The organism is Oculatella sp. LEGE 06141 (assembly GCF_015207605.1).
In the GTDB taxonomy this organism is placed as follows: Bacteria; Cyanobacteriota; Cyanobacteriia; order Elainellales; family Elainellaceae; genus Oculatella.
In genome coordinates this window covers 158,382-174,470 of the sequence record NZ_JADEWO010000006.1, presented here as the reverse complement: position 1 = coordinate 174,470, position 16,089 = coordinate 158,382, and the positions used below count along the sequence as shown (strand labels likewise).

Genomic DNA, 16,089 nt, shown 5'->3' with positions numbered 1-16,089 from the left:
TTGGCTCCTAAGTCTATTCTTGCACCACGATACGGTGACTTTCCCAAACAGATTGTTAAGTAAGGCACTCATCGCTGTCCGGCGTTAAGCTGGCGCTCAAGCCGACGACTGGCAATGGACATGGTGTAACAGAACACCCAGTAAATGATGCCAATAAACAAATAGACTTCAGCATAGCGACCCAAAAACTGCGGATTGGCCAGAATCGAACGGCTGATGCCTAGCAGCTCGACCAACCCGACGACGGCTAGCAAGGTCGTATCCTGGAACAAACTAATAAACTGACCCACGATCGCTGGAATGGAAATCTTGAGCGCTTGCGGCAGAACGACTAAACCAACCGTTAGCGGTGTGTTCAACCCTAGCGCATTGGCTGCTTCGGTTTGACCGCGCGGAATGGCTTGCAACCCACCTCGCACATTCTCGGCCAGGTAAGCCGCACTAAACAGAGTTAAGCCGACGATCGCCCGCAAAATCCGATCGACCCGTGCCCCTGGCGACAGGAATAGGGGAAGCATCACCTGTCCCATAAACAGAATGGCAATCAGCGGAATACCTCGAATTAGCTCAATGTACAGCACTGAAAACCAACGCACCACGGGCAAACTGCTCTGTCTTCCCAACGCCAGCACCACCCCTGCTGGAAAACAAAGCACAATGCTGACAATGGCTGCAATCAGCGTTAACATCAATCCGCCCCAGTCGTTGCTGGAGACATTTCGCAAAAATAACCCGCCGCCAATCAACCAGAGAACGACAAAGAACGACACAAACCAGGCCAAAGATACCCACCGTCCCAGGGCTGGCAGCTTGCGTCCGGCTTGCCGCCCCACCCAGGCACCTGCCACAACTAAGGCCACTCCTGCCAGCAACATCAGCCGATACAGCGGCGGCACAGGTACAAGTGCCATAAAGACACAGCTTGCTCCAATGCCAATTAAAACGGGAAGGCTAAACAGCTTTGCGGTTTGGCGAGCCAGTACCCCCCAGCTCAACCCGGCCAGAGCCGTAATGATGCCAAACGCAATCCAAATTCGCCAATACTGGTTAGCCGGATAGAGTCCAACCATGAATCGCGGCAAATTTAGCGGAATGACTTCCCATTGAGCGGTTGTTGTCACCCAAACAACAAAGCCTCTTAAGAAGTTAAGGAGAAGCGCCACAATGACAATCGTCAGGATGCTGTTGCTCCAACTGCTGAACAAGTTCTTGTGTAACCAGGCGATCGGGCCTAGTTGAACGATGTCGGGTGGTGCCGAAGAGGTGGGTGTTGTCGTCGTCATAGCAGAATAGATGGGCAGATGGGACAAGCAGTGAAGGTAACGCAGCTACACCCGCCGATGCCGCCGGATGCACAATTGACCCTATCGTTCTTTCAATTGGACGCTACGGTTGAGCTGGTTCATCACGATGGTGATCACCAAATTAATGAGAAGAAATGCCGCCATCAGCAGCAGAAATACTTCCACGGGTCGGCCAGTCTGGTTGTAGGTGGTGTTAGCAACGGAATAGACCTCCGGGTAAGCGATCGCAAACCCCAAACTAGAGTTCTTGGCTAAGTTTTGATATTGGCTGTTGAGCGCGGGCAAAATCACTCGCAGCGCTTGCGGAAACACCACCAGCCGCATCACCAGACCCGACTGAAGCCCAAGCGATCGCGCGGCTTCCCACTGTCCCTTGGAAACCGACTGAATGCCAGCCCGCACGATTTCTGCAATAAAACCGCCTGTGTAAAAAACCAGACCAGCCAGCAGTGCCGAGAATTCCAGCGTTAAGCGTAAGCCACCCTGAACCAGGCCGGGAGCCGTTGATTCCGGGATTTGCCAGCCCAACCCAAACAGAACAATGAGAAGGGCAATAACGCCCATTGCAATCAGCGTGGTGAGCTGCGATCGGCCAGACGCGCCCTGCTCGACCATGAGTTTGACACGCTGCCGCCAAACAAACAAAGCGGCGATCGCCCCAACCAGCAGCACCGCCAGCCACATCCAGAGATAGGGCGTATTTTGCGGCCAGGGAATGGAAACCCCCGCCTTGCTCAAATACATCGAGCCAAACCACTCAAGCTGGTTTTGGGGTGCGGGCAACCCAAAGAAAACGGCAAAATACCAGAAAAAGAGCTGCAACAATAACGGCGTGTTGCGAACGATCTCAACGTACACCCGGCTAATCTGACGCAGCAGCCAATTTTCTGAGAAGCTGGCAATTCCGGCGGCAGATCCCAGAATCGTCGTTAAAACAATCCCCACCAACAGCACCCGAATCGTATTGAGAATACCGGCCAGCAGCGCTTTGAAATACGGTTCGTTGGGCAGAAACGGAAACAACGTTTCTCCAATACTGAAGCCTGCCGGGTTCCGTAGGAAAGCAAACCCAAACTGGATGCCCCGTTGCTGCATGTTGCGGCTGAGGTTACCCGCGAAAATGAGTATGGCGATGATAACGCCAACCACCGCTAACGCTTGAAGCAGGATTCGCCAGAATCGTTCGTCTCGCCAGAGGGGAATCTTCTGGTCACTAGGACTGGTCATGGGAAATCGCTAATTAGGAAGGATCGTCAACCCCCACACGCTGATGGGTAGGGCTTGACGTACGGATGAGCTATGAACCGATAGCCGCACTATATAGCCGCACTATGTGAATACGGTGAACGGAACGCTAAAGGCTAGCAGCCTTTGATCCAACAAAAGCTGCTAGCCACAACAATCCATTAACGGAACGGAGGCGAGTACATCAAGCCGCCATCGGTGTAGAGCGAGTTTAACCCGCGTGGAATTTGCAGTTCAGCCCCTTCGCCCACGTTGCGATCGTAGATCTCACCGTAGTTGCCGACCGCTGTAATCACCTGCACCATGAAGTCGTTAGGCAACCCCAACTGCTGACCTAAATCACCCTCAACGCCCAGGAAACGACGAATGTCAGGATTTTCGCTGTTCGCCATCTCGCCAACATTGGCCTGAGTAATCTCAAATTCTTCGGCCTGCATCAAGCCATAGGTGACCCACTTCACGGTATCAAACCAGCGAGAATCGTTGTTGATAGTCACTGGCCCCAATGGCTCTTTCGACATGGTCACATCCAGCAACTCGTACTGATCCGGGTTGGGTAGTGTGGTGCGACGAGCCGCTAACTGAGATTTATCGGAGGTCATGCCCTGGCAACGACCCTCGGCAAACGAGGCGTATGCCGCATCTGCATCTTGAAACACCACCGGCGTAAACTGAACGCCAATTTCGCGCATCCGGTCGGTCAGGTTTAGCTCGGTTGTGGTTCCTGTTTCAACACAGATGGACTGCCCGGCCATATCTTCAAGCGTGGTGATGCCGCTATCGGTGCGAACCATCATGCCCTGGCCATCGTAAAACGTAGGGGGAGCAAATTCTAAACCGTTACCGCCTGCCGCATCCCGGCTTAACGTCCAGGTTGTGTTACGGGAGAGCATATCCACCTCCCCGCCGGCAAGAGCAGTGAATCGCTCTGTCGAGTCGAGCTGGCGATACTCTACTGCATCGGGGTCGCCAAATAGAGCTGCCGCGACCGCTTTACAAATGTCTACATCTAAACCGGAGTAAGCACCGTTGGAATCAACGAAGCTAAAGCCAGGAATGCCGCCATCGACACCGCAGATTAATTGACCACGAGACTTAACTGTATCTAAACGACTACCGCCAGAAGAAGCAGCCGTTTGGCCTCCCTCTCCTTCAGCAGTGTTGTTGGCATCTGAACAAGCCGCCAACGTTGCTACTGAAAGTGAGGCCGCCAGCAGCAGGGAAGCCCATTTACGCATAGTCATCTCACTCATTTCTCAACAAACAGAACTTGCAAAGATTGTTAACTGAACGATCGGCAACCGCTCTGTCGCAGAGCATCCCAAGAATTGAGGTAGTGCTAGTTCGACAAAGCAAAAACCGATCCATTACTGCTTATCGTCGAACATATGCCCAGGTTGCAAGCAGATTCATATTTAAACCGGAATGCAACCTGCTTAGCGAACTGCTCGGACATTCTTAACACTCTACTGCTTTGCAATTTCTGTTTGTATCTAAATTCACATTTTTTAGATTGGGCTGAAATGGAATCTACAGACCGAATCCAACCACGGGCGTAATGTTTGAGGACAGGGTGACTGCAAGCTGAGGATTGAACGGAACGGTAACAATGCTTAACGGGCTTGAGCTAAATCGCGGATGAGAGACAGCCTGGAGTGAATGTAGGTGCTGACGACATCTGCTTCATGGGTATCGAGCGATCGCTCGGTGGGCAGTTGCCGCAGCAGCCACTGAACTAAGCTGCTGTCATCTAGAGACAGTAAAACGTTGGTTTGAGTGGTTTCGACTAGAGACCAAAGCTGGCGCATCATTAAGGGAGTCATAACGATCTCCTCCTTAATATTTTCTTCATTTTCATACGATACCCCCAGTTTTTAGATACCCGATCGCGAATCACACAAGTTGACACAAGAGTTACAAAACGATAAACAAACGATCCATAACTTGATTAATGATCAGGTTTACCCCTCCTGAAGCAGTCCCAGAATCAGCACCCGTTCAACGCTGAAGATCGGAAAACTTGCTGCTGCAGCCAGCCTTGAAACAGCAAAAGGGCACAGTCTTTGTGCCCCAATCCTTCATCTTTTGATTTTGAATATTAATGCTGTGGCGCTGCTGTGGCGCAGAGAATTAGCGATCGCTTTGATGCTCTATCCAACAATTTTCTCTACAATGCGCTGCACAATCTGCATTCCGGTCACCGCTTGCCAGCCAAATAAACCCAGCAGAGCTACGTTCAACAGAATATGAGTGTAGCGTGCCCAGTCGTTTCCTTTCTGCATAAAGGGAGAAAGGGAGGCCGATGTGGCAATTAACCCAGTCATGCCCAGCCCCACCAGCAAGTGAGAGCCAAAGAAAAGCTTGCCGTTGTTGACATACGTAACGGCCATGCCGCCCAGGGTACCCAACACCATCAGCGCCAGCAAAACGGCACCAATTTGATGGTGTTTAACATTGAACTTGCCTTTGATTAACGCTTTTTTGGTGTCTCCTTCCGCTGCCCGAGTCCGACGAATCTGAATACCCAGATACAGGGCATACACCGTAAGCCCTAGCAGCACCCACATAATCAGCGGATGACCAAACTGACTCCAAACCTTGATTGATTCTGGGATTTCAACGCTCATAGTGCTTCAGCCGTTAACGGGGGATCTTAATAAAAGTTAGCACAATGAGTTAAGTTTCTCATCCGTTCTCGGTTGGCTCTCCTGTCACGGTCAGGGTGTTTACCTGGGGTGGTGCTACCCCGGACGGCGAATCCAGCCGTTGATGGTGAAGCGACTGTCTGCGAAGGTGCGGGAGGGGCACTGAATCGGCAATACCTCGTGCATGTAATAGCTGGGAAAAAAGACGATGCTGTTGTTGCGAGGTTCGATCGTTTTAAACGAGTCTGCCTGAACGTAGTAGTTATTCTCGATTTTGCTGTCGTAGATGATCAGCTCTCCGCCCGAAAAGGATTTGGGTTCGCGGTGGAAGTAATAAACGTAGGTGAGTTCTCGCGTTGCGGTTTCAGGGCTGCCGTTGTCGTTGTGAACCCGATAATACTGCCCGTCGTTGTGTCCGGTAAGCTGGGCTTCAATTTGCGCGATCGAGAAGGTGGGCATACTCAGCCGAGTGAGCACATAGGGCAATACCTCTTTGATTCTCTGGCTGATTAGCTCTGAGTACTCTGGAAAGGTATGTAAAACGACTGATTTGCGGTACTCTCGCTCGCCTGTGGAGGTGTTGGTGGCAACGAAATTGCCTTCTTGCTGCAAGGTGTAGTGGATCAGTTGCTTTTGCTGCTCCGCCGTCAAGAAATTGTCTAACTGGACAAAGGTAGACGACAAAACAGCTTCACTGGCGTTAGGTGGCTGTTGTTGAATCACCAGCGGCGGTTCTGTGACTAACCCAACGAGGCGATCGCCCCGAAAACAAACCACTCCCCTGCCTTTGCGAATGGGAACCTGGAACAGGCGCGTGGCGTGAATTTCTGGCTCCATGATGACCTCAAATAGCTGTTGCAACAGCGGTGCGTCCGTTTGGATGGGCAACGTATACTCATGCCCACCCGAAAGAAGTAAGGTCACTTCAACCTCTTGAGGAAGCGACTGGGTTATCGGTTGCTGTGGATTGGCGTACATTGTGGAGCGAGTTCTGATTCTCTGAATTAATCTGAATTAATGGAGGAAGTGACGGTATCCCGTGCAAATCATAATCAACCCTAACTCATTCGCAGCGGCGATCGACTCTTGATCGCGCAGGCTGCCTCCCGGTTGAATGATGGCCTCGATCCCGGCTGCTGCTGCCGTTCGAACTGAATCATCAAACGGAAAAAAGCCATCGCTGGCCAGGTTTGCTCCGGTGGTTTTGTCGCCAGCCTGTTCCAGGGCAATTTTGACGGAGCCAACTCGGTTCATCTGCCCTGCCCCAATACCCACGGTGGTGCGATCGCTCGTCACAACGATCGCATTTGATTTCACATGTTTCGCCACCTTCCAGGCAAACATTAATTCCTCAATTTGCGCGGTGGTGGGTTTGCGCTCGGTCACGACCTGCCATTCGGTTGGATTGGTGAGGTGGTCATCGGCAGCCTGCACCAGCAAACCGCCCGCGATCGGCTTAACCAGTTGAGTGGGGCCGCCAGCCAGATCGGGCAAGATCAGCACCCGCACCTTCGATTTGGCTTGCAGGATTTCTGCGGCTTCTGGTTCACAACCCGGTGCGACTACACACTCCAGAAAGGTTTGCGTCAGTGCGGTTGCAGTTGCGGCATCAAGCGGCTGGTTGAGCGCCACAATGCCGCCAAAGGCAGACACCGAATCGGCATTAAACGCTTTCTCGTAGGCTTCTGCCAGCGTTGTCCCCATTGCCACACCGCAAGGGTTGGTGTGCTTCAAGATAGCCACCGTGGCTTTGGTGTCTAAAAACTCGGCGATCAGACGGCGAGCCGCTTCTAAATCAACCAGGTTGTTGTAGCTCAGTTCTTTGCCCTGAAGCTTCGTTGCTGCCGTCCAGCCAGAGGGAACGGTTCCAGTTTGATACCAGGCGGCGGGTTGATGCGGGTTTTCGCCATAGCGCAACACCTGGGGCTGCTGCCCAATGACGGTAAATCGCGGCGGCAAGCTGAGATGCGGATCAATCGGTTGGGGAATTTCTTCTGAGTTTTGCTGGCTGAGATAGGTGGCGATCGCCTGGTCGTAGGTGGCGGTATGCCAGAAGGCTTGCTGGGCGCAGCCCTGGCGAAAGGCGAACGATGCCTTGCCATTGAACTGGCGCAGCTCTTGCAAATAGTCTGAATATTGTGCTGGGTTACAGAGCACGGTGAGATGGCTAAAGTTTTTGGCGGCAGCTCGCAGCATGGCCGGGCCACCAATATCAATTTGTTCGATCGCCTCGGATAACGACACTTCAGGTTGGGCAATGGTTTGTTCAAACGGGTACAGGTTAACCACTACCAGAGCAAAGGGGCGAATGCCATTGGCTTCTAAATCAGCCTGATCCTGTGGCAAATCTTGCCGCGCCAAAATGCCGCCATGAATCTTGGGATGAAGCGTTTTCACCCGTCCGCCCAAAATTTCGGGAGAGCCAGTGTAGTCGGCTACTTTAACCACCGGAATGCCAGCATCTTTCAGGGCTTGTGCTGTGCCGCCACTGCTAATTAGCTCAAACCCAAACTCGTCTACTAAACTCCGTGCCAGATCAATCAGTCCCGTTTTATCAGAGGTGCTTAACAGTGCTAGACGTTTCATGATGACAAAACCCTTGATGGCCGAAGTAACTATGGCAAATAAGACCTATGGCAAATAAGACCTATGGCAAACAGGACGCAGCCGCAGGCTGTCGCCCACAACGATTGAATCGTTGCCTATCCCAGAATAATAGAATTGTGCTGGCTTTCACCCGGATTAGCAGGGATGCAGTCAAATGGGTTTGCGAGAAGAAACGACCTTTAGCAACTTCGCGCCACTGCGCCACTCATGAGTTGACTCTCGTTCAACGGCATGTCTCCTGCGTATGATCGATGAAGTATCGAGTGTTGAAGGAGAACCGTTCTGTCTCTACAAGCTATTCGCATTCCCGCACAAACGAACCCGCCTCAGGGTTTACTGGTGGGGTTACACGGTTGGGGAGCCAATGCTCAGGATTTAGCCTCGCTGGGTCAATTCTTAAACGTTTCTAACTATGAGTTGCTGTTTCCAGATGCGCCCTTCCAGCATCCGCACGCGCCGCAGGGCAAGATGTGGTACGGCTTTCCAAATAGCCCCAGTTTTCAGACCAGTTACAATTTTCGCCACTTGCCCGATTTAATCGAAAGCCGTCAACGCCTGGTCGATTGGCTGCGATCGCTAGAACACAGCACAGGCATACCGCTATCGCGCACTGTTCTGGCCGGATTTTCGCAAGGTGGAGCCATGACGCTAGATGTAGGGCTGGAGCTGCCGTTAGCTGGTTTGATTGTACTGAGTGGTTATTTACACGCTCCGTTACCAACCGACGGGTCAATTCCCCCCGTGCTGATCGTTCACGGTCGTTACGACCAGGTGGTTCCGGTGGCGGCGGCGCGTCAGGCGCGAGACGGCCTGCTGAGCCGGGGAGCCTCGGTGCAATATCACGAGTTTGATATGGCGCATGAGATTCGTCCAGCCGTTGTTCAGATCATGCAAAGTTTTATAGAAGAAACAGTAGTTCCTCCTGACCAAAATCCGAAAACGGCCTAGGATAATGGTGTAAGTGGCGTCTGCAAAGTTCCGACCAAGTACGGATGCTCTTGAGGGGGGAATTGGGTATGAAAACGCAGGATTTAACTGGGCAAACCGTTGCCGGATTTACTGAACGAGACGTGGCTGAATTGGCGCAGCGGCTCGACCAGGACGACTACGGCAATGTCTTTGATGGCTTAAACGACTGGCATTTGTTGCGGGCGATCGCTTTCCAACGTCCAGAGCTGGTGGAACCCTATCTTTACCTGCTCGACCTGGAAGCCTATGATGAAGCCTGAAGCAGCCTGGGTATTGAACTCAGGCATCGAATGCAACACCAGAAAGGCTGCCGTACAGTTGCTTGCTTGAACTGACTCAACGTCATGCTTGAGGGAAAACGGGTTCTGATTGGGGTTGGGGGCGGCATCGCTGCCTACAAGGTGTGTGATCTTGTTTCAACCTTAGCCAAGGCTGGTGCTGCTGTGCAAGCGGTTCTCACCGATGGCGCACAGCAGTTTGTCACACCGCTAACGTTTGCAACGCTTTGCCGCCACCCTGCCTATACCGATCGCGATTTTTGGCAGCCTACCCATTCTCGACCGCTGCACATTGAGCTGGGCGAATGGGCTGATGTGATGGCGATCGCTCCCCTCACCGCCAACACATTGGCTAAGTTAGCTTATGGCTTGGCCGATAACCTTTTAACCAATACGGTGCTGGCTTCTACCTGCCCGGTGCTGCTGGCTCCGGCGATGAATACGGATATGTGGCAGCAGCAGTCTGTGCAGCGCAATTGGCAATTGGTGCAGCAGGATGCTCGTTATCATGCGGTTGGCCCCGGTGCGGGTATTTTGGCGTGCGATCGCGTCGGCATGGGACGAATGGCAGAACCCCCTCAAATTTTGGCTCATCTGCAATCGTTGCTGTATACCGGGGGGCATCGGGATCTGGCGGGTCGGCAGATTTTGATCAGCACTGGGGGTACGCGCGAATACCTTGACCCGGTGCGCTTTATTGGCAATCCTTCAACCGGAAAAATGGGGCTTGCTTTAGCGCAGGCTGCTGCCCACCGTGGGGCAACGGTGACGCTGGTACACGCCCCTATGGAGGCTGGTCTGCTGGCTTCGCTTCAGGGTGTTCGTTTGATTCCGGTGGTGAGTGCAGACCAGATGCGGCAATCGATGTTGAACTATTTTCCTGAAGCCGATTGGACGATTATGGCGGCGGCGGTGGCGGATGTAAAACCGGCTGACTATAGTTCGCAGAAGTTGCCGAAGCGATCGCTGCCTGAAGTGCTGCCGCTGGCGGCTGTGCCGGATATTGTTGCTGAATTGGGTGGTCTGAAGCAACCCCATCAACGTCTGGTTGGGTTTGCGGCTCAAACGGGGGATATTCTGGCTCCTGCTCTGGAGAAGCTGAAGCGGAAAAAGCTGGATGCGATCGTGGCAAATCCGGTGGATCAGCCCGATAGCGGGTTTGGTGGCGATCGAAATCAAGCAATTTTTTTAGATGCTCAGGGACGGCAAGCGGCGATCGGGCCATGCAGCAAATTGGAGATGGCGCATCGAGTCCTGACCCTACTCCTTTAGGGCAATGTATAAAAGATTACTGTGAGCCGCAGGCGATAGATAAAGCGGAGATTTTATTGTGTTCTAGCCGACCGCATGGTAAAGTTTCATCTGAATTTAACGTGGCTCGGCGTAGAAATTATTTGAATAGTACAAGTCTCAGAATGTAGAGGAACTTGGTTTGCTTAGTTAAGTTCGGAGACTAGAAGAAAACTACTTTTTTTCCAAAATTTTCTATTCGATTACGTCTTCCGCTAATGAATTTTATGGTTTCCAACAAAACTAGACAACCTAAAGGCCAGTAAGCTTACTGCTTAAACCGCAGTTGACTAAACGGATGCCTAAGTTTCGCCAGCAATAATTATCTGTACAAGACGTTTTGTTTCCAGAAGTGAGTGTGGGTGAGAATCAAATGGAATCGTCGCAAGTTTACTACTCTTTAGCAAATGTTAAGTACAGAAGCGTTTTAGAAAAGTGGAGAAACCGAAATCTCTATTACTATCAAGATTTACAAGAATTCTATAATTTTTTTGTTCAACCCGATTCAAGCGTTTTGGAAATTGGTTCAGGTTTAGGTTATTTATTGGAGTCTGTAAAGCCAGAGTATGGAGTAGGAATCGACCTCAGCCCTATCGCCGTTGAAAGTGCGCTAGAGCGCTTCCCAGCTTTGAATTTTCGGGTGGAAGATGCAGAAGAATTCCAGCCCAAGACTCTGTACAACTATATCCTGCTCGCTAACACCATTAGTTACATTCAGAACATTCAGCAGGCTCTACAGAACATTCAAAAAGCTTGTCATCCTTCAACTCGGCTAATTTTGACGTTCCATAATCCGCTCTGGGAACCTGTTCTTAGTTTTGCTACGCTGATTGGTCAACGAATGCCGTTGCCGCCACTGAACTGGCTCAACCTGGAAGATATCGAAAACTTGCTTGACTTGTCAGGATTTGAAATTGTTTTGCACGGAAAACGTCTGCTGTTTCCCAAGCGAATTCCTCTCATCTCCTGGTTTTTCAATTCTATTTTGGCTCCTTTGCCGCTGATAAATCACTTTTGTTTAACAGAGTATGTTGTGGCGCGGCCTCGGCTTAGCGTCACTGAAGCCCAATCTAACGTTCGCAACATGACCTGCTCGGTCATCGTTCCGGCTCGGAATGAAGCGGGCAACATTGAGAGTTGTATTACCCGAATGCCAAAGTTAGGCAAGCATACCGAAATTATTTTTGTTGAAGGTCACTCGTCTGATAATACCTGGGACGAAATTCGGCGGGTTAAGGCTAAGTACGGTCATCAGTATGACATCAAGGCTTATCAGCAAACGGGTAAAGGCAAAGGAGATGCGGTTCGTCAGGGGTTTAGCAGTGCAACGGGCGACGTATTAATCATTCTGGATTCTGACTTGACTGTTAGACCAGAGGATTTAACGTACTTTTTTGAAGCGGTGGCATCAGGACGATGTGAAATGGCAAATGGTTGTCGTCTGGTTTATCCGGTTAGTTCTGAAGCAATGCCCTGGCTCAATCGTACGGCTAATCGGTTTTTTGCATGGCTTTTGTCGTATTTGTTGAACACGAAGATCAAAGACTCTCTTTGCGGTACAAAAGTCATCTCTAGAGAGAATTATTTGAAGATAGAAGCTAATCGCTCTTATTTTGGCGAATTTGATCCGTTTGGCGATTTTGATTTGTTGTTTGGTGCAGCAAAACTGGGATTGAAGATTAAAGATATCCCGGTGAGATATGTTCCTAGAACCTATGGACGATCTAATATTAGCCATTTCAAGGAAGGTTTAGTTTTGCTTAAAATGTGCCTGTATGCGGCTAAAAAAATCAAGTTTATTTAATCGATTGTTTTTTCTGAGCAGCACAATTTAGTAACTTAAAGCGACTGAATTATGTTTATAGCGAGCGTATTAACCTGGCTAAAGCTTCCAGAAGCCTCTCGAGTTCAAGATTTGGATGATCCAAATAATGTATATATCATTCGCAAGATTATCCAGCGAAAGCCATTTTTGCACAAAACTTACAGGAGTTTCTACAAAGAACTGTTGAGTAAAGCTAGAACGACACCTACTGATGGAGAGTTTATAGAATTGGGCAGCGGCGCGGGGTTTTTGAAAACGTTAGCTCCACGGATTACCACTTCCGATATATTGCCCTATGAAGGAGTGGATAAGGTATTTTCTGCTCTAGATATTCCGTTTGAAGATGATAGCGTGAGTGCATTCATGATGATTGATGTAATGCACCATGTGAAGGATTCAAGACAGTTTCTGAATGAGATGCAGCGCTGTCTTAAGGTAGGCGGAAAGATTGTGATGATAGAACCAGCGAATACGATCTTCTCGAAGTTTATCTACACTCACTTTCATCACGAACCGTTTGAAACGAGAGCAGGCTGGGGATTTGAGGAAGGGGGGCCGCTTTCGGGTGCAAATATGGCGATACCTTGGATTGTATTTTGTCGCGATCGCCAAATCTTCTTCAGCGAGTTTCCGAACTTAAGACTGTGCTCTGTTCGTTTACATACTCCATTCAGATATCTATGCAGTGGCGGTTTATCCATCAGACAATTACTGCCCTCTTGGATGTATCCGCTAGTGCAAGTTGTCGAAAAACTATTATCTCCGTTTAACTCGTATCTAGGAATGTTTATGACTATTGAATTAGAAAATCTAAAATAGAATGCTAACGAACATGCAGAATTAATCAAGCAAGAGACTGTTTACACTTTAAAGCATTAAACTTCCCTTAAGAGCTTCAGGCAATGATTAAAGGTGAACTCCATAAATCTAAAGAAAATAGGTTTTTAACGGGTGCTAAAAACCTACAACTACTAACCTTTCTTTTTGCTATTTTATTTGTTGCTATTAGTTTAATAACTCATGAAATATGGCAAGATGAAGCCGAGCCTATATTTAGAGTCTATCTTTATGGATGGAATCTTTGGGCTTTGATGGAGTCTTTTAGAGGGGACTTACACTTACCCCCATATTATGTTCTTTTATACCCTATGTTTAATATTGGACATAGAGTATTGGGATTTGACATTGCCTACACAGTCAAGTTTCTAACTTTTTTACAGTATGCGTTTTTGGCTTATTTGACAATAAAGTGGATTAGATTTCCATTCAGCGCTTTGTTCTTACTCTCTTACTATTGTGTGTTTGAGTATGGAACAATATCACGCTGTTATCTTCTTGCACTAATTTTGCTCCTTACAATTTTCAAGGGATTAACTTCTAGAAAAGAAGTTAGTATATGGGGTGCATTGGCTTGCTTTCTGTTTCCTTTAACGCATTTGCTCAGTCTGATATTTTCTGTTCCTCTACTAATTTACTGCCTTGTCAAACGCTACTGGATGAGGCTTGGTGCGATTACGGCAAGCTATCCAATCGCATTTTACTACTATCATTTTCGCTCTGAAGCTTCTAAGGGATATGAATTTCAAGAAAGACTCTCAATTAGTGAGTATTCCAGTACTTTTCTGAAATCCATTGTGTCTGCCTGGCTACCTTTTACTACTAATCAAACTTGGTGGAATCAATCCTTTGCTATTCATTTTACTGCCATCAATTTGATATTTACCATACTATTATTGGCTTTAATTGCGATGGCAATTATAAGGTTGTACAAGTTTGATTCTCTTCTGACAGTTGCCTGTGGATTTGGTGGTCTGTTAGGTGTTGCTGTATTAACTATTAAATATCCTTTGGGAAACTTCAGACATACTGGATATGTAGTTTGGCCATTTATTTGTCTTTTGGCTTTAGTTCTTTCTTGTCACACAGATAATCAGGAAACAAAGTCTCAAAATTTAGAGAGCGAACAAAGACAATATAGACTTAATAGAGGCTTGCAACCCATATTCACTCTTGCTAGTATTGCAATCTTAGCAACTCACTCGTTCTTTGGTTTATCAGCAGTTTATAAAGATATAACAGGTGTATTCTCCTTTCCAATGGCACAGCTTGAAGTTATTCAACAATTACATAAGGATTCAAAGTTAAAGAAACCCACCGTGTATGACTATCCTGGTGGTTCTTCCTTAGCGATCGCTACCCTATCTGATTGGAGTTATAAATTCGTTCCAATTTGGAGTTTAGCTGACAAGAATTGCGAGGTAGATGCTAATAATTCGGAAAACCCCACAAATGATAGCGCTGTTTCAGGTTCAGCGAAATGCCCTCGCAGAATTATAGTGACGACTTGGGCCGTACCTCTTCAAGGGTTTCCTAAAGAAGGAAATATTAGTTTACTGAATTCTGCAAATGATAGTTTCGAAGATGCCGTAGCTCAAAAGTTTTTTGGTCAATCTGTAGGAAAGTTTCTTTCTGAACGATCGTTTGAGTGTGAACAGGTAGCAGCTTTTCGCGGTAGCCAAACAGTTGATGAATATACTTATGAGTGTCGAAGAAGAACTTTACGTCAAAATCTATAGTGTTACTTAGGTAGTAGGATGAGCAAATGTGAGGTCAGTACAATGAGCTTGCGCTGAAATGAGTGAAATTATCTCCGAGTTACAAGCTGAGGTGCGTCAATTACGCACTCAGCTTCAGCACTGTGAATTACAAGTGCAGCAACTTCAGTCTCAACTTCAACATACTCAGCAAGAACTGAAACAAGCGCGTACTCAGTGCAGGGAATTTCACATTAAGCTTAAACAAGCTAGAGCAAAAGTTGTTGCTATTCAATCTAGTAAGTTTTGGAAAATACGGCAAAGATGGCTGCAATTCAAAAAGTCACTTAAGTTCTTTATCTCAATGACTGTGCCATCTGAAAGCTCTCATAGAGAGAGAAGTATGGCTGAATTACAATCCAAGCCTGAGGCGATTAGTCTTCTTACAAACACGCGTGACATTACTCTTCTCAAAAAAATCGAAACAACTAAACTCATTGATGATTGGAACACGAATCTTCGGATTGATATCACTGATGAACTGAAAGGCCATAAAGTGGTCTACCTTTACCAATGTAATCAAACCAAGCTGAGATTTTTCTTACCCTTAGATGTTGCTGGTTCTAGTCAACTCTATGAACAACTTGAGAAATTCGATTGGTATTACATGCCTCATAAATGGGAGCATGATGTAGCAATTCAGGATTTGCAGGGTTGTCAATATATTTTAGAAATTGGTGCAGGGCGAGGCACCTTTATTGAACGACTTCGTGGAGACATGGGAATAGATGCTCAAGGTATAGAACTGAATCAAAGTGCCTTACAGTATGCCCATGAGCGAAACATTCCAGTGGAGCAGTTTGATCTATATGACTTTGCACAGCAGCAAGCGGGTCATTTTGATGCTGTATGCAGTTTTCAGGTTTTAGAGCATGTTTCTGACCCCAAAGGTTTTTTAGAAGCATCTATTCAGCTCTTAAAACCAGGAGGAAAGCTAATTCTTGCGGTTCCCAACTTTGAATCGTTTCCAAAACACTATCAAAAAAATTTACTTGATCAACCTCCTCATCACATTACCCAGTGGTGCCATAGAACCTTCAAGAGTTTGCCCTCACTGTTTCCTTTAAAGATTGAACGCTTTCGCGTTGAGCCTTTGGCCAGTTATCACGTAGACTGGTACATCGAAATCCAGGAATCAAGATTGTCAGAACATCATCCTTTGCAAACCTTAATGTCTAGAATGCTTCATCGTGTTGTGAAACCTATTTTGCATCGATCGGCATTTGTAAGATCTTTGATTACCGGGCACACTTTATATGTGGTGTTTCTTAAGCTTGAATAGAATTATATTGCTTATTCAAAAGTTTTTAGCCTCAAAAAGCTTCTCAACTT

14 protein-coding genes are annotated in these 16,089 nt (G+C 48.0%); 7 read left to right on the top strand and 7 right to left on the bottom strand.

What is annotated here, in order from left to right; all coding sequences use genetic code 11:
• Positions 1-68: 68 nt before the first annotated feature.
• The 7 genes from IQ268_RS06860 to purH form a co-directional block, all read right to left on the bottom strand.
• On the bottom strand, positions 69-1,283 hold the full coding sequence (locus IQ268_RS06860; RefSeq protein ID WP_193876861.1) for an amino acid ABC transporter permease: 1,215 nt from the start codon (positions 1,281-1,283) through the stop codon (positions 69-71).
• Positions 1,284-1,364: 81 nt separating this feature from the next.
• A complete protein-coding gene (locus IQ268_RS06855) occupies positions 1,365-2,531 on the bottom strand; it encodes an amino acid ABC transporter permease (RefSeq protein WP_193876859.1) in 1,167 nt (388 codons plus the stop codon).
• Between the two features lie 179 nt (positions 2,532-2,710).
• Positions 2,711-3,787, bottom strand: a complete 1,077-nt coding sequence (locus tag IQ268_RS06850; protein WP_193876911.1) for an amino acid ABC transporter substrate-binding protein — start codon at positions 3,785-3,787, stop codon at positions 2,711-2,713.
• 375 nt (positions 3,788-4,162) lie between these two features.
• Complete coding sequence (locus IQ268_RS06845) at positions 4,163-4,372, bottom strand: hypothetical protein (protein WP_193876857.1); 210 nt, start codon at positions 4,370-4,372, stop codon at positions 4,163-4,165.
• Positions 4,373-4,699: 327 nt separating this feature from the next.
• A complete protein-coding gene (locus tag IQ268_RS06840; RefSeq protein WP_193876855.1) occupies positions 4,700-5,176 on the bottom strand; it encodes a DUF4079 domain-containing protein in 477 nt (158 codons plus the stop codon).
• A gap of 114 nt (positions 5,177-5,290) precedes the next feature.
• Positions 5,291-6,118: a 2OG-Fe(II) oxygenase gene (locus IQ268_RS33325; RefSeq protein WP_370584651.1), complete on the bottom strand. Its 828-nt coding sequence runs from the start codon at positions 6,116-6,118 to the stop codon at positions 5,291-5,293.
• 90 nt (positions 6,119-6,208) lie between these two features.
• Positions 6,209-7,780, bottom strand: coding sequence for a bifunctional phosphoribosylaminoimidazolecarboxamide formyltransferase/IMP cyclohydrolase (gene purH / locus IQ268_RS06830; RefSeq protein WP_193876851.1), 1,572 nt, complete (start codon positions 7,778-7,780; stop codon positions 6,209-6,211).
• Positions 7,781-8,083: 303 nt separating this feature from the next.
• On the opposite strand from purH, the gene IQ268_RS06825 reads away from it, so the two are divergent.
• The 7 genes from IQ268_RS06825 (at position 8,084) to IQ268_RS06795 (ending at position 16,039) form a co-directional block, all read left to right on the top strand.
• Positions 8,084-8,749, top strand: a complete 666-nt coding sequence (locus tag IQ268_RS06825) for an alpha/beta hydrolase (protein ID WP_193876910.1) — start codon at positions 8,084-8,086, stop codon at positions 8,747-8,749.
• 68 nt (positions 8,750-8,817) lie between these two features.
• Positions 8,818-9,030, top strand: a complete 213-nt coding sequence (locus IQ268_RS06820) for a DUF2555 domain-containing protein (protein ID WP_193876849.1) — start codon at positions 8,818-8,820, stop codon at positions 9,028-9,030.
• Between the two features lie 84 nt (positions 9,031-9,114).
• Positions 9,115-10,320 carry a bifunctional phosphopantothenoylcysteine decarboxylase/phosphopantothenate--cysteine ligase CoaBC gene (coaBC, locus tag IQ268_RS06815; RefSeq protein ID WP_193876847.1) on the top strand — a complete coding sequence of 402 codons (1,206 nt, stop codon included), beginning with the start codon at positions 9,115-9,117 and terminating at the stop codon, positions 10,318-10,320.
• 391 nt (positions 10,321-10,711) lie between these two features.
• Entirely contained in the window at positions 10,712-12,142 is a 1,431-nt protein-coding gene (locus IQ268_RS06810) for a glycosyltransferase (RefSeq protein WP_193876845.1), read from the top strand.
• A gap of 51 nt (positions 12,143-12,193) precedes the next feature.
• On the top strand, positions 12,194-12,982 hold the full coding sequence (locus IQ268_RS06805; protein WP_193876843.1) for a class I SAM-dependent methyltransferase: 789 nt from the start codon (positions 12,194-12,196) through the stop codon (positions 12,980-12,982).
• An 83-nt stretch (positions 12,983-13,065) separates the two neighbouring features.
• Complete coding sequence (locus tag IQ268_RS06800; protein WP_193876841.1) at positions 13,066-14,739, top strand: hypothetical protein; 1,674 nt, start codon at positions 13,066-13,068, stop codon at positions 14,737-14,739.
• A gap of 58 nt (positions 14,740-14,797) precedes the next feature.
• Complete coding sequence (locus IQ268_RS06795) at positions 14,798-16,039, top strand: bifunctional 2-polyprenyl-6-hydroxyphenol methylase/3-demethylubiquinol 3-O-methyltransferase UbiG (protein WP_228035146.1); 1,242 nt, start codon at positions 14,798-14,800, stop codon at positions 16,037-16,039.
• Positions 16,040-16,089 lie beyond the last annotated feature (50 nt).

Excerpts from the sequence above, each read along its gene's own strand:
- IQ268_RS06860 (WP_193876861.1), bottom strand. The coding sequence starts at position 1,283 with ATGACGACGACAACACCCACCTCTTCGGCACCACCCGACATCGTTCAA.
- IQ268_RS06855 (WP_193876859.1), bottom strand. The coding sequence starts at position 2,531 with ATGACCAGTCCTAGTGACCAGAAGATTCCCCTCTGGCGAGACGAACGA.
- IQ268_RS06850 (WP_193876911.1), bottom strand. The coding sequence starts at position 3,787 with ATGCGTAAATGGGCTTCCCTGCTGCTGGCGGCCTCACTTTCAGTAGCA.
- IQ268_RS06845 (WP_193876857.1), bottom strand. The coding sequence starts at position 4,372 with ATGACTCCCTTAATGATGCGCCAGCTTTGGTCTCTAGTCGAAACCACT.
- IQ268_RS06840 (WP_193876855.1), bottom strand. The coding sequence starts at position 5,176 with ATGAGCGTTGAAATCCCAGAATCAATCAAGGTTTGGAGTCAGTTTGGT.
- purH (WP_193876851.1), bottom strand. The coding sequence starts at position 7,780 with ATGAAACGTCTAGCACTGTTAAGCACCTCTGATAAAACGGGACTGATT.
- IQ268_RS06820 (WP_193876849.1), top strand. The coding sequence starts at position 8,818 with ATGAAAACGCAGGATTTAACTGGGCAAACCGTTGCCGGATTTACTGAA.
- coaBC (WP_193876847.1), top strand. The coding sequence starts at position 9,115 with ATGCTTGAGGGAAAACGGGTTCTGATTGGGGTTGGGGGCGGCATCGCT.
- IQ268_RS06810 (WP_193876845.1), top strand. The coding sequence starts at position 10,712 with ATGGAATCGTCGCAAGTTTACTACTCTTTAGCAAATGTTAAGTACAGA.
- IQ268_RS06805 (WP_193876843.1), top strand. The coding sequence starts at position 12,194 with ATGTTTATAGCGAGCGTATTAACCTGGCTAAAGCTTCCAGAAGCCTCT.
- IQ268_RS06800 (WP_193876841.1), top strand. The coding sequence starts at position 13,066 with ATGATTAAAGGTGAACTCCATAAATCTAAAGAAAATAGGTTTTTAACG.
- IQ268_RS06795 (WP_228035146.1), top strand. The coding sequence starts at position 14,798 with ATGAGTGAAATTATCTCCGAGTTACAAGCTGAGGTGCGTCAATTACGC.